A 14,021-nucleotide genomic window follows, 5' to 3' on the forward strand; every position below is an offset into this window, starting at 1 on the left:
TAGTAGCATTTTATATTATCAAAATAGGAGGCTTTTTTAATTATGGATGAAAAAGAAGTAGAAGATCTTAAGAAAAAAGGATATATTCCAGTTGGTACTGTTAAAGATAGTAGAGATAGCGACACTCTCTATAACCGAATTGAAGGTGGAGTACCTAAAGAAACTCGCGCCTCTCAAAAGACCTTTTATAATCGAATTAAAAGGATAAGAGATTCATTCTCACAAGAGCAACAGAATGAATACAAAGACGATTTTATAACTGGTCCAAATCAGAAACTATATGTTTCTCAACGAATGGCAACTATCTTAGATGACTATTTTTATAATAAATATGAAGCGGAGAGCTATGCAAACGAAGTTGTTGATGAAAGTTATGTAAATTCCAGAATCACTTACGTTAAAAATGTATTTAAGAAGTTAAAAGATGAATCCGACTTTTCAGAACAATCCTTAGATAGTTTAAATAAAATCCTAGTTCGATATAATCATGACTTAGAATGGCTTGAATCACTTTATGATGAACTTAATGACTTAATTTCTTCACTTGAAAGTCGTAGAGATCCTAAAGAAATGTATAAATTTCTTGACGAGATTTCTAAAAAACAAAAATGATTTGTCAACAAGATGTTATGACGAAAAAATACCATGCAACTTCAACTAAGTCACATGGTATTTTTTTATTACCTTATTTTATAAGTAATCTCTGTACCTGTATCAGTACTATCAGATTTTAGTGTATGGTTTACCATATTATATTTTAATTCTAATGGCAATCCATCTAAATCAATATTAACTGTCGTTTCAGGACGATTTGTAATTTGATTAGTATCTGAATCTATACTTACCTTTCCTGAAGATTTTTTCTTCTCAATCTTCGCATTATAAGTTGTATCACTAAGTCCACTTTCACCTAATGAGTATTCATTATAATTAACTATTACATTTTTACCATTTTTGCTAAATTGAATACTTTGTGGAATCTTCACACTTCCTTGTTTAGCTAAACTTGCAACCTGTTCGATAGTAGTTTCCTTATCGTCTTCTTTGTCATCCTGCTTTGCAGCTGTTTCAAGTTGTTCTGATGAATAGTTCATATTTCGAGATGGAACCAAAGTTTTTCCTTTTAATGTCTCAACAGCTTTCTTGGTGTTCTTATCTGCTCGACCTTGTTCCTTTTTAAACTCTTCACCCATCTGATTTGATTGTTTTTGAATTGACTTTCCTTCTTTTGAGGTGGATTTTACGAGAATAACATCAGAACCATCTAAGATATCATCACTTCCATCGCTAAAATTTAAGGTTAGTTCATCCTTATCGTCACTTAATCCGTACGTTGCAACATTTGTTGGTTTATCCGAACCATTTCTATTTTTAGTAGTAGTGAAAGTTAACTTTTTTTGCTTTGAATCTCTCTTAATATCACCAGAATAATCACCATTACCTGTTGAAAAATATTTACCATCAATCTTCAACTTAGTTAAGGTCGCGGTATTTGTTTTATCTTCCCCATTAGATGTTTTCTCTATCCATGTTCCATCTAGTATATGTGAATTATGGTAATTAACTCCAAAAATAATTCCCAGTACCACTACTACTGCAATAATAGCAGTAACTATCTTCTTAGTATTTTGTTTTTGCATATTTTCTCCCTAAAATTGCTTCTTCTTAAATCCAAATAATGCTAATCCACTAGCTAGCATAACTCCAACAAGTGCCATTACTGATCCTGTATTATTACCTGTCTTTGGTAATTCTTTTGCACCTTGTCGGGTTGAATTTACCATTACATGAACAGTGCCATTGTTAAAGGTAAGGACTTGATGAGAGTCAGCATCGTTAGCAAAAACATAGCCTTCAGGAGCAGTTAAATCAACAGTTTGGTTGGTACCCTTGGCACCAGTGAAGGTTTGAGATGCAATAAAGTGCATGTGACCAGCTTCATCAATTAAGTCAAATTCAACAGTTGACTTAGCATCGGTATTTTCTGTTGGCTTAGTTTCATGATGTTCATCCTTATGATCATCTGATGGTGTTGTATCATGACCATCGTTTGGCTTTGCATCATGATGTTCATCCTTGTGATCATCGCTAGGAGTTGTGTTGTGACCATCATCTGGCTTTACATCGTGGTGTTCATCCTTGTGATCATCGCTAGGAGTTGTCTCGTGACTATCATCGGGCTTTGCGTCATGGTGTTCATCTTTATGGTCATCACTAGGATTAGTCTTGTTACCTTCGTCTGGCTTTACTTCATGATGTTCATCTTTATGGTCATCACTAGGATTAGTCTTGTTACCTTCGTCTGGCTTTACTTCATGATGTTCATCCTTGTGATCATCTGATGTCTTAGTGTCGTGGTGTTCTTCAGCAGCCTTAACGGTTAATTGAACATCAGCATCTAGAGTTGAGCCATCAGGGAAAGCAACAATAACTGGTTCAGTGTAAGTACCAGCAGTCTTGATATCAGTTAAGACTTGCGTTTCATCAGCAAAGCGTGCGGAAGTGTTAGCTGGAAGTTCAGCGGAAGAATCAGTGCTTTGAACTGCTAAGAGAACAAAGGTTGCTGGTTGATCTTTAAGAATAACTTGAAGCGTTGGCAATGATGCATCACCGGCAGTTAATTGCACTGGGACAATCGCAATACGGTCAGCAAAGCGTTGCGCATCGGTTTGATGATGAACTTGAGCCTGTAAGTCGCGTAAGTAGTTGTACTTATTAGTTGCTTGAGTCAACTTAGCTTGAGCATCGGCTAAAGCCTTAGTGTCGGTAGCTAACTTAGCATCGGCATTTTTAGCATTTTCAGTGGCCTTAATAAGGTTAGCTTGAGCAGTTTGTAATTGAACCTTAGCATCTTCAAGCTTAGCTTCTAAGTCCTTAAAGTTAGCGTTAGTGTCTTGCATGGTCTTTAATTGAGCTTGGTAGTTTTCAACTAATGATTGAGCAGTAGCTAAGGCCTTAGTATCAGCAGCAAGAGTGGCATTGATTGAATCAACAGTTGATTGAGCCTTAGCAACAGCTTCTTGGGCAGTCTTAGCAGCAACATTAGCTTGGTTAAGCATTGCTTGAGCATGAGCATTAGCAGCAGTCTTAGCCTTTACGTCAGCTTGGGCAGTCTTGATAGCTGAATCAGCGTCAGTCAAAGCCTTTTGAGCAGCCTTAGCGTCAGCTTGAGCCTTCGCTAATTGGTCAGCGGCGTTAGCTAATGTCTTTTGACTAGCAGTTAAGGTTGACTTAACAGCATCAAAATCACTCTGCGCCTTAGTCAAGGCGTCATGAGCAGTCTTAGCGTCAGCTTGAGCCTTAGTTAATTGATCGTTAGCTGAATCTAATGCGCCACGAGTAGCGTTTAAGTTAGTTTGAGCTTGGTCCTTAGCAGTGTTTGCTTGAACTAATTGAGCTTGAGCAGTTTGATCAGCTTGGTTAGCCTTAGTCGTTGCATCAACAGAAGCATTGTAGTTCTTTTGAGCATCAGCTTGCGCAGTTAAAGCATTAGTATAAGCAGTGTTAGCACTGTTGAGAGCTTCAGTAGTTTGAGCAACGACGGCATCAACTTGCTTCTTAGCAGCTTGAGCAGTTTGTAATTGCTTAGTGGCTTGTGCTAAATCATCATTAGCCTTAATTAAAGCAGTTTGAGCAGCTTGCTTGGTCTTAGTTTGATCTGCAATCTTAGCTTGAGCACTAGCTTGACTGTTAGCGGCAGTATCAGCAATAGTTTGAGCATTAGTCAATGCTGTTTGAGCATCCTTAGCAGCAGACTGAGCCTTGTTGTTATCATTTTGAGCTGAAACAATGGCTTGATTATGGTTAGTAGCAGTAGCTACCGCGGCATTATAAGCAGCGTTCTTAGCGTCAGCGTCATTTTGGGCAGCAGTTAAAGCATCGTTAGCAGCGCTTTGAACGGTCTTAGCACTAGCAACGTTTTGCTTAGCTTGGTTAAGAACGGCTTGTGCAGTTTCAACCTGCTTGTCAGCCTTAGTCTTGTCCTCAGCAGCAGTTTGTTGAGCTGATTGAGCAGCAGTAACGATAGCTTGAGCAGACTTAACTTGATCAGCAGCTTTTCGAGCGGCGTTTTGTTTAGCAGTTAAGGCATTTTGTGCGGACTTAACAGCACCGTTAGCAACACTGGCACTCTGCTTAGCTTGGTTAAGTGAAGCTTGGGCATTGTCAACAGCTGTTTGCTTCGTCTTAACGTCAGCACTAGCATTGTCAACAGTCTTTTGAGCTGATGCTACATTAGTGTTTTCCTTAGATGATGCGTCGGTCTTAGCATTAACGTCAGCGTTGGCGCTGTCAACAGTCTTTTGAGCTGCAGTTACATTGTTGTTAGCAACAGTAACATTTTGAGCCTTAGCATCGGCATCGGAATGTGCATTAGCAGAAGCAGTTTGTGCATCCTTAACATCAGCATTAGCACTGTCAACAGTCTTTTGAGCACTAGCTTGTGTTGCCGTAGCGCTTTGTAATTGACTTTGGGCATTAGCCTTAGCCGTATTAGCATTTTGCAATTCGTCATTAGCAGATTGCAAAGCATTCTTGGTATCAACGGCGTGGTTGTTAGCATCAGTGTAAGCTTCAACAGCCTGAGTATTAGCGTCGTTTAAGCTATTAACCTTAGTTTGTTGTTGAGCTATTTGGTTCTTAACGTCATCTAATTGGGCTTGAACCTTAGACTTAGGATCGATCTTAGCATAAGTAGTGGTGTCAAACTTAGATGGATCAGCAATCGCAGGTTCATAGATTGTAGTTGTTCCATCAGACTGAGGTAATTCAACCTTTTTAGTTAAAGCTCGGACTTGGATCCAGTGTTGTTGGTCTTGTCCTTTATCAATAGCAGAGTTATTAGTATCGAAACCAAAGTAAGTAATGCGTTGATCAGTTGGAGTTCCAGACCACATTTCATCATTAAGTCCAAGAATTGAGATCGTATGACCGAAATTATTACCATCGGTTCCGTCATCGAAAAGATAACGAAGCATTGCGTCATGAAGTCCGTGCTTCATCTCATCCATGTTAATTGCATAGTCAGTAGCATCCCAATCGGTAACATCGTCCATAATGTGACGTGAGATGACACCATTATCCTTACATTCGAAATAATTTACCGGATGATCGGCGTGCATTAAACCATATTTAGGAGCAAGATCATTGATTGCCTTCATATCATGATGGTTATACAATGACCAATTATCAGCAGTATATTGCTGAGCGATATCATGAGCGTAATCCATAGCGCCTTTAGCAACCACATCTTTACCAGCAGTATCAAGAGTTCCATAAGCTGCACGGACATTGTTAATCATATCAACGGCATACTGGGCTAACTCAAGACGTTGATCATAAGTTAAGTTGTTAAAGAATTCAGAACGAACTTCACTCGTACCCTTCCGAGCAATTACGTTTTGCTTATCTAATGCATTAGATGTAAATTTGTTGAGATCCATTCCAGTAGAAGCTAAATCCATATAAGCTTTTCGATCAGCAATGTATTCACTATCAGTAAGTGGATTCCCACCTTCAGCGGCTACAGCTTGAGCCCGGGCCACCATCTTATCGTAAGCAGCTTTCATCCCGGCAGGAACCTTAATTTGAGTATTATCAACATAAGAATCAATTGAAGTTTGTAAGGAATCAGCTTGCTTAGAAAGTTGATTGTAAGTTGCTTGAGCATCTTGAACAGCCTTTTGAGCAGCTTGCATAGCAGTAGTCTTAGCTTGAAGATCTGCTTGGGCATCATCGTTAGCCTTTTTAGCAGATTGAACTTCAGCGGTCTTAGTTGCAATGTCTTGGTTAGCTTGATCTAATGTCTTTTGTGCAGAGGCAACAGCAGACTTAGCATTGTTAAGCTTGTCAGTAGCGTCAGTCAAAGCAGACTTAGCAGAAGCAAGATTTGCATCGGCGTCCTTAACTGTTTGTTGAGCCTTAGTTAAAGCGTCGTTAGCGGCAGCTTGCTTAGCCTTAGCATCAGCTAAAGCATCGTTAGCGTTCTTGAGAGTTTGCTTAGAAGCGTTAAGGGCGTTGTTAGCATTAGTTTGAGCTTGTGTAGCAGAGGCTAAAGCTTGGTTAGCTTGCGTTTCAGTCGCCTTAGCAGAAGATAATGCGGAGTTAGCTTGATCCAATGCTGATTGGGCGTTAGCTTGCGTCGTTTGAGCAGCCTTTAATGCGGAATTGGCATTAGCAAGGTTAGTATTAGCAGTCTTAACGGCTTGTTCAGCACGGTCTTGTAGTTGTTGTGCTGCTTGTAATTGTGTTTGTGCATCATTGAGAGCTTTTTGCGCCTTAGTTAAAGCAGCTTGCTTAGCTTCAGCGTCATGCTGAGCGGAAGTCAAAGCATCTTGTGCGTTTGACTGCTTAGTATTAGCATCAGCGACAGCAGAATTAGCACTAGCGAGTTTTGCTTGAGCGTCCTTAACCGCGTTTTGAGCGGTAGTCAAAGCCTTCTTTGCATCGGCGACAGCTTGGTTGTCACCAGTAGCAGTTTGGACTAATTGATCGAGCTTAGCTTGTGCATTAGCGGCAGTTTCGTTAGCTTGCTTTAACTTAGCTTGGGCGTCAACTAAAGCTTGATCGGCAGATTGCTTAGCTGACTTAGCATTATTTAATTGTGCAGTCGCATTTTGAACATTCTGGTTAGCCTTGCCCATTGCAGCTTGAGCCTCGTTAGCAGTATCAGAAGCTTGCTTAAAGGCCTTATTAGCATCAGTTAAGGCTTGATTTTGCTTAGCTGCATCAGCGTTAGCTTGATCGGCACGGGATTGAGCGTCCTTAACAGCTTCACTTGCTTGAACAGTTGCGTTAGAAGCTTGGTTAAGCTTAATTTGAGCACCAGCTTGCGCAGTCTTAGCTGAATTTAAGTCGTCATGTGCCTGTTGTGCTGATTGAGTAGCTTGGCTTTGAGCTTGAGCTGCTTGATCAAAAGCAGTTTGGGCTTGATCGTTAGCAACACTAGCAGATGATGCAGCATTAGAAGCAGTTTCAACCGCCTTGTCTGCACTAGTAGCGTTAGCATTAGCATCGGCAAGGTTCTTAACAGCTGAAGCTTGCGAATCAGTTAAGCCAGTAGCGTTTTTAGTAGCTTCGTCATAAGCTTTTTGGGCTTGATCAATGGCACTAGAAGCTTGATTTAATTGATCTTGACTAGCACTCTTAGCATTTTGTGCATCAGAAAGTGCCTTAGTTGCAGAATTTAAGGCATCACTGGCACTAGCAGCAGAGGCTTGTGCTGATTGTTGAGCACTAGTGGCATTGTTGGCTGTTGCTTGAGCAGAAGCTAAAGCATCTTTAGCAGCACTAGCACTATTTTGATCATTTTGTAATTGTGTCTTTGCAGATTCAACGGTTCCTTGAGCAGAAGTCAATGCGGAATTAGCACTGGCAATGTCATCAGACGTTGGATTTAACAACTTAGCTTTATCCACCGCATTGGATGCAGAATTAACATTGTTTTGCGCATTGTTAACAGCATCGGATGCGGTTTTTTGTTGTTGATGCGCATCAAGAGCAGCATTAGAACTAGCATTAACTTGTTGTTGTGCTTGATCAGCCGCATTTTGGGCGGCATCTTTTGCCGTCTTAGCATTATTAACTTGGTCATCAATATTTTGAACAGACGCTTGCGTTGTTGGATTAACAACGTCAGCTTGAACATGCTGAGTCAATTGACTAGCCCCGATGGTCCCGGCAACAGTTCCCGCCGCTACAAGGGCTAAAATCTTATTTGTATCTGTCTTAATTGCTTTGATTTTCTCTCCCAATATAAATACCCCCCAGGCTAATTTAACTATGGATAACTTTTTTAAGATTTCATTTAAATTACAGATTCATTATAAGCTCACTAGAATTATATTTCCATATTTAAAAGTAATTATATTAGGTTATTACTAATGAGATTAACTCTTATTGTTGTAATAAAAATAGGAGTTTTCTTATGGCAAACAATATTGATATTGGTGAAAATATTAGACGTTATCGAAAATTAAGAGGATTAACTCAAGAAAAATTAGCCGAATTTAGCGATCTTTCTGTGAAGTTTATTTCTATGGTAGAAAGTAAAAAGTCCCAAAATATTAGTATTCAACGTCTAGAAAAGATAGCAGATGCTTTAGATATAAGCTTAGCAACATTAGTATCTATCCCAGAAAAGAAAGATTTATCTATTAATGATTCTCGCCCATATTCAAAATTATTAATTAATAGGCTAACATCTATGGAAAAAAATACAGCCGAATTAATTAGTAAAAACTTTTTAGATACAATCCATTTATATGAAGATTTACTGAATAATAAGTTAAAATAAAAAAGCTAGGAGACTCATCAATCTTCTAGCTTTTTATGTGTTGCAACATGAATTAAGTTCTCAAATCATTGATATGATGGCATTTAGCTACTACTTCTATTAATTTTTCGCAACACTTTAATAAAAGCGTGTTGCAAGGCTGTGAAAAACTATTACAAATCATTAAGAACTTAAGTTTTTTATTTGGCTATAAATGCTTATAAAAAAGCATTTATGAACTCAGTGCTCTTTAAATTAAGCCATCTAGCGGGTTCGAACCGCCGACCTCATCCTTACCATGGATGTGCTCTACCTAGCTGAGCTAAGATGGCGCTTAAAGTATACCCGAAGATGGTCTTAAATTGCAAGAGTTACCAACCTAACTCTTCTGCATTTGCGGGAGCAGCTAATTTACCAGCGGCTAATTCCGCGAATGCTTGATCAATCATCGCAAAAGCTTGATCTAATTCTTTTTCTGTAATAACTAATGGTGGTTGGAAACGAAGAATACTCCCCCGCAAACTAATGATAATTGCTCCTAATTCAAAGATGCGGTACATTAGCTTGGTTGTTGCTTCTGTATCACCTTTTCCCGTAACTGGATCAATGATATCAATACCACCATCCAGTCCATACATTCGAACATCACCCACAAAAGGATATTTTTGCTGTTCAAGCTTAAAGAATTCAACTGCTTTTTTGCCAAGGCGTTGTGAACGTTCTAAAAGATGCTCATTTTGAATAACATCTAAGGTCGCGTTCGCTGCTGCAGTCGTAACCGGGTTACCAGCTGTAGTGTAAACATTGGCTGGCGCACCTAATGATTCCAAAATCTCCTTACGACCAATCATTGCACTAAGCGGCATTCCCGAAGCTAACGACTTACCAACAGACATTAAATCTGGTTCAATCCCAAAATGCTGGATCGACCACCATTTACCAGTCCGTCCCATCCCTTGATTAACTTCATCAACGGCAAAGAGAATTCCATTAGCTTTAGCAAACTCGTATACCTTTTGCATATAAGCAGGAGGAGTCTTAACAATTCCCCCATCACCTTGAATTGGTTCAATAAGAATTGCAGCAACTTCATCAACTGGCAAATAAGTTTCAAAAGGCAGCATAAATTGATGGAACATCCGCTCAACAAACGCCTCGTCACTTTCATTAGTTAATCGTTCCCAGGGACTAGGGAATGGTACTTTTACTACGCCTGGTAGCATTGGGCCCATTTTTCTTGTCATATTTAACGAAACACCTGACAAGCTCATTGAACCGTAAGTTGAACCATGATAGGCCCCCGTAAAGGAAATAATATATTGGCGTCCAGTATATGCTCGCGCAAATTTAATAATTGCATCATTAGCATCCGAACCAGAATTACCCCATACCATTTCAACTGGGCCACTTATCGGCGCTAATTCTGCTAATCGAGGTGCTAACCGCGCTGCCTGCGAATTAGCAAAGTACGCTGGCGTATACTGAATCATTTTAGCTGCTTGTTCTTGAATAGCTTTCACTACCCGCGGATGCGCATGGCCGGTATTAGTTGAACTAGCACTGGCAAGCAAATCGATATAATCATTGCCTTCAATGTCAGTAACCACTGCACCTCGGCCATGATCTAATACAATGTCATAGTATTTAATTCGGGCAGCCGTCGCAAAAGCATTTTCTTCTTTTAATAAAACATCTCTATTCGTTTTCTCCTGCTTCAGTTTCGTTTTTAACATTTTGTCCATCTTCTTTCTTTGCCATTGACGAGTGACGCATTCCATAAGCAAAGTAAATAATTAAGCCGAAGATAAACCAGATACCAGCGTAAAGTTTTGCCTGGTAATCTAATCCCATAAACACAAGTAATGAAGCAAGAAAACCAAGAGCTGGTAATACTGGATAGAACGGCATCTTAAATGAAGGATTTGGAATATCTTTTCCTTCACGACGACGTAATGCATAAATACCAAGTGAAACAAACATAAAGGCGATCAACGTACCGGCTGAGATCAACTGGGAAAGGAATGCGAATGGGAAGAAAGCTCCGATCAAAACAGCACCAATTGTAAGTGTCCAAAGTGCACGGTTTGGTCGATTATCTTCATCAAGTTTTCCAAGCCATTTTGGTAGCATTCCATCACGACCAAATGAGTAAATCAACCGCGAACCAGCCATACTCATCCCAATTAAGGCGGTAAACATTCCAAGAACAGCAATTGTTTGAACAACAGTTGCTACACCACTATGATGAGCTGCACGTAATGCAAGCCCAACTGGTTCAGCACTGTTAGCGTATTGTTGATATGGTAAGACCCCAATCAATACAAGACTAACTGCTATAAAAAGAACAACCGCGATTACTAAGGAACCAAGGATTCCACGTGGCATCGTTTTTTGTGGATTAATTGCTTCCGCTGAATTAGCAGCAATTGAGTCAAATCCGATATAGGAAAGGAAAATCATCGATACCCCGGCATAAATACCTTGCCAACCACCAAATGCACCATTAGCTGTTTCGTGGTATTTGGGAATAAATGGCATAAAATTGCTTGCTTTTATAGCAGTTAAGCCAACAACAATAAAAAGTAAAATTGCAAAAACTTTAAGAATAACAAGAAGGTTTTCAACACGAGCAGCTTGTGATACCCCGCGTGAAATTAAGAGGGCTACTAAAATAATTACAACAACCGAAACAATATCAACAACTCCGCCTTCTGTACCAAAAGCATTTGATAATGAAGCAGGCAGCTTCCAGCCAAGCGGAACAAATAATGCCCGGAAGTTAGCAGAGAGACCAGACCCTACAAAGGCCAAAGCAATAAAGTATTCAGCTAATAGTGCCCAACCAGCGATCCAACCAAAAAACTCTCCAAACACGACGTTAATCCATGAATAAGCTGAACCAGCAAACGGCATTGCAGCAGCCATTTCTGCATAAGCGAAGGCAACTAGCCCCGCCACGATTGCAGCAATTAAAAAAGAGATAACTACTGAGGGTCCAGTATGCATTGCAGCCACTTCACCAGGAAGAGTGAAAATGGAAGTGGACACAATCGTTCCAACACCTAAAGCTAAAAAGTCCCGCACCTTCAAAGATCGAACCAAATGACCGTCTTTATTATCATAAACACGCGGGTCTTCTTTACGTGTAATTGTTTTCCAAAAACTCATAATCATCCTCCTTTTCTGAATAATTAAATTTTGATTAGAATTATAAGAAAATCTTTAATACATTTTACCAAGGCGCCTTCCCTAGGTCAATCGTTTATTTAAATTAATCAAAGAAAGCGATTTCTACAATTACATCTTTATTAAACATTTTTTCCTTAACATAAATTGGTGTCATATTGCTAATCTCAAATTTTACAAATAAGAATTTAATGAGTATAAAATGTGGTTATTACTCTTCGCTATTTTTATTATTCGGGTTAAAATGATTATAATCATATTCGAAAAGAGTGATTTTACATGTTATCACCAGATGAAATTCGTTACTCAATTAAAGTCATGCGGCAAACATTTCCTGAGGCAGGAACAACCCTGACTGCTGACACAAACTACCACTTCCTCTTGGCTACAATCTTAAGTGCACAGTCAACAGATCAATCAGTTAACGAGGTAACACCAGCGTTATTTGCTCGTTTTCCACTGCCAGCAGATTTGGCAGGCGTTGAACCCGAGGAAGTTGAGCCGTATATAAAAAGGTTAGGACTTTATCGAAATAAAGCTAAATTCTTAGTTAAAACTTCTCAACAAATTGTTACTGACTTTAACGGGGAGGTTCCCCACACCCTTAAAGAATTAATGACCTTATCTGGAGTCGGAAGGAAAGTTGCTGATGTGGTTCTCGCAGAATGCTTTAATATTCCTGCTTTTCCAGTTGATACCCATGTTAGTCGCGTTGCCCGCCGTCTTAGAATAGTTGAGCCTAAAGCATCCGTTCTTGCAATTGAAAAGAAATTAATGAAAACTATTCCCCCTGAACACTGGTTAGATGCTCATCATAGTATGATTTTTTGGGGTAGGTATGTCTGTACGGCAAGAAATCCTAAATGTCAGACTTGTCCACTATTATCACTCTGCGTAACAGGACAAAATAATGTAATTTAATGGATAATAAAATGAGAGAAATAGAAAGAACTCAATATATTGGAAATGGTTTTAGTGCTTATGGTGGTGAATTAGAAGTCTTATTAACCTACCAAGATGACAAGATTCAAGATTTACAAGTAATCAAACACCATGAATCTGAAATGGGCAAATGGGCTTTAGATGAACTTCCCGGCAAAATTATTGCAGCTAATAGTGCAGACGTTGATGGCATTACTGGAGCCAGTGCAACAAGTCGTGCGATCAAAGAAGCAACCAAGGATGCATTGCAACAGGCACAACAAAATTAAGTATAAATACAACAATAGCGAGAAATTAGAAAAATTTTATTTTTCCTAATTCCTCGCTATTTTCTTAATAAAGTTAAATATTTAATCGTTAGTAGCTGCTTTTCTTTCCCGTCCTAAAACAAGTGTTATTACCCAGGAAATAATTAGGAATATCGATACGAACCAATATGGGTATTGATAATTGACATCTAATAAATAGCCACTTATAAGAGGACCAATAATATTTCCCACACTTGTTAATGACATATTTACCCCGTTTAATAATCCTTGGTTTGTCTTGCTCATCTTAGTTAATAATGTAGTAATTGTTGGGCGTAACATATCGAATGCTTCAAAAACAAACAAGGTTGCAATAATGATATGCCAATGATTGTGATCATAAATCACCATGATCGTTCCAACTAAACTAAGGAAAAAGCTGTATCGCATTAGTCGAACTTCTCCCAGCCAGCGAACTAGCCGATCAAAGAAAAAGACTTGCAAGATAAGCGAAATAATCCCATTGAGAGTTAAAACAAGCGCAATCGCATTTAAGTCAAAATTATGAACTTCATTAACATATAGACTATAAATACTTTCAAAGCCTGCTAACCCAAATGAAGCTACAAAGATCATTCCAAAGAGCGTGATTAGTATTGGGGTCATAATTTGTTTCAACTGACTCCAACCACTAGTCAATAGTTCATTTTCAGGATTTTTAGTTTTACTCTTAAATCGTTCATCCTCATCATGAGGTAAAAAGCGCCAAGCAACAACCGTACTAATCAAGCCGAGAATACCAGCAACCCAAAATGGGAATTTATAATTTACATGCGCTAACATTCCACCAAGACCTGGTCCTAAAATTAATCCCCCACTAAAAGCTGCTGACAACCACCCAATAACTTTGGCGCGATCTTTTTCACTAGTAATGTCTGCCGCTAATGCCATTGAGGTTGGCACAAACATAGCTGCTGATAATCCATCTACTGCTCGCGATAAGTCAAATAACCATAAATGCTGTGCTAAGGCAAAAACGAATTCAGCAATTGCAAATATCAGCAATCCCCATACTAACATTGGCTTTCGTCCAACCTTATCTGAAATCCGACCAACAATGGGAGAAGCAATAAATTGTACAAACGCAAATAGGGAAGACATCACTCCCATGTCAAAGGCAGTAAAGTGGTATTCATTTTTAATGAACGGTTCAACTGGGAAGATAAGACTCATTCCAAGACAAATCAAAAACTCACAAAAAAGAACTACAAAGATTATACGCTTTACTTCTTTTGTCATGATATATTTCCTTTCTATATTTTTACAGAATAAAAGTGGTGCCACCAAATTCATCCGATGACGCCACTTTTATT

At 39.0% G+C, this 14,021-nt stretch carries 9 protein-coding genes and 1 tRNA gene; 4 read left to right on the plus strand and 6 right to left on the minus strand.

From position 1 onward, the window contains the following. Positions 1-42: 42 nt before the first annotated feature. On the plus strand, positions 43-612 hold the full coding sequence (locus tag LMC10_RS03920; protein ID WP_228342086.1) for a hypothetical protein: 570 nt from the start codon (positions 43-45) through the stop codon (positions 610-612). Positions 613-680: 68 nt separating this feature from the next. Here the strand turns inward: LMC10_RS03920 and LMC10_RS03925 are convergent, their stop codons facing one another. Both LMC10_RS03925 and LMC10_RS03930 read right to left on the minus strand, forming a co-directional pair. Further along, the gene (locus LMC10_RS03925) at positions 681-1,640 is read right to left on the minus strand and encodes a hypothetical protein (RefSeq protein WP_228342085.1); all 960 of its coding nucleotides are present in this window, start codon (positions 1,638-1,640) and stop codon (positions 681-683) included. A 9-nt stretch (positions 1,641-1,649) separates the two neighbouring features. Beyond that, the gene (locus LMC10_RS03930) at positions 1,650-7,751 is read right to left on the minus strand and encodes an SEC10/PgrA surface exclusion domain-containing protein (protein WP_229268984.1); all 6,102 of its coding nucleotides are present in this window, start codon (positions 7,749-7,751) and stop codon (positions 1,650-1,652) included. 173 nt (positions 7,752-7,924) lie between these two features. Here LMC10_RS03930 and LMC10_RS03935 point away from each other — a divergent pair, with 173 nt between their 5' ends. Beyond that, on the plus strand, positions 7,925-8,293 hold the full coding sequence (locus LMC10_RS03935; RefSeq protein WP_228342083.1) for a helix-turn-helix domain-containing protein: 369 nt from the start codon (positions 7,925-7,927) through the stop codon (positions 8,291-8,293). Positions 8,294-8,530: 237 nt separating this feature from the next. On the opposite strand, the gene LMC10_RS03940 is transcribed toward LMC10_RS03935, so the two are convergent. From LMC10_RS03940 to LMC10_RS03950, 3 genes are all read right to left on the minus strand, one after another. Then, positions 8,531-8,604, minus strand: a tRNA-Thr gene (locus tag LMC10_RS03940). Positions 8,605-8,643: 39 nt separating this feature from the next. Further along, positions 8,644-10,005, minus strand: a complete 1,362-nt coding sequence (locus tag LMC10_RS03945; RefSeq protein ID WP_229268985.1) for an aspartate aminotransferase family protein — start codon at positions 10,003-10,005, stop codon at positions 8,644-8,646. Beyond that, positions 9,968-11,440: an APC family permease gene (locus LMC10_RS03950; protein ID WP_229268986.1), complete on the minus strand. Its 1,473-nt coding sequence runs from the start codon at positions 11,438-11,440 to the stop codon at positions 9,968-9,970. The genes LMC10_RS03945 and LMC10_RS03950 overlap by 38 nt, the downstream gene beginning before the upstream one ends. A gap of 297 nt (positions 11,441-11,737) precedes the next feature. Here LMC10_RS03950 and nth point away from each other — a divergent pair, with 297 nt between their 5' ends. Next, positions 11,738-12,379, plus strand: coding sequence for an endonuclease III (nth, locus tag LMC10_RS03955; protein WP_229268987.1), 642 nt, complete (start codon positions 11,738-11,740; stop codon positions 12,377-12,379). Continuing rightward, entirely contained in the window at positions 12,379-12,669 is a 291-nt protein-coding gene (locus LMC10_RS03960; protein ID WP_411377809.1) for an FMN-binding protein, read from the plus strand. The genes nth and LMC10_RS03960 overlap by 1 nt, the downstream gene beginning before the upstream one ends. A gap of 81 nt (positions 12,670-12,750) precedes the next feature. On the opposite strand, the gene LMC10_RS03965 is transcribed toward LMC10_RS03960, so the two are convergent. Beyond that, entirely contained in the window at positions 12,751-13,947 is a 1,197-nt protein-coding gene (locus LMC10_RS03965) for an MFS transporter (RefSeq protein WP_229268989.1), read from the minus strand. Positions 13,948-14,021: the final 74 nt, after the last annotated feature.

It is taken from the genome of Limosilactobacillus reuteri subsp. simiae, from assembly GCF_020784875.1.
GTDB classification, from domain to species: domain Bacteria; phylum Bacillota; class Bacilli; order Lactobacillales; family Lactobacillaceae; genus Limosilactobacillus; species Limosilactobacillus reuteri_H.

What these genes read in the sequence shown, in the direction of transcription:
- LMC10_RS03960 (WP_411377809.1), top strand. Translation starts at nt 12,379, where the DNA reads ATGGATAATAAAATGAGAGAAATAGAAAGAACTCAATATATTGGAAAT.
- LMC10_RS03950 (WP_229268986.1), bottom strand. Translation starts at nt 11,440, where the DNA reads ATGAGTTTTTGGAAAACAATTACACGTAAAGAAGACCCGCGTGTTTAT.
- nth (WP_229268987.1), top strand. Translation starts at nt 11,738, where the DNA reads ATGTTATCACCAGATGAAATTCGTTACTCAATTAAAGTCATGCGGCAA.
- LMC10_RS03945 (WP_229268985.1), bottom strand. Translation starts at nt 10,005, where the DNA reads ATGTTAAAAACGAAACTGAAGCAGGAGAAAACGAATAGAGATGTTTTA.
- LMC10_RS03920 (WP_228342086.1), top strand. Translation starts at nt 43, where the DNA reads ATGGATGAAAAAGAAGTAGAAGATCTTAAGAAAAAAGGATATATTCCA.
- LMC10_RS03925 (WP_228342085.1), bottom strand. Translation starts at nt 1,640, where the DNA reads ATGCAAAAACAAAATACTAAGAAGATAGTTACTGCTATTATTGCAGTA.
- LMC10_RS03965 (WP_229268989.1), bottom strand. Translation starts at nt 13,947, where the DNA reads ATGACAAAAGAAGTAAAGCGTATAATCTTTGTAGTTCTTTTTTGTGAG.
- LMC10_RS03935 (WP_228342083.1), top strand. Translation starts at nt 7,925, where the DNA reads ATGGCAAACAATATTGATATTGGTGAAAATATTAGACGTTATCGAAAA.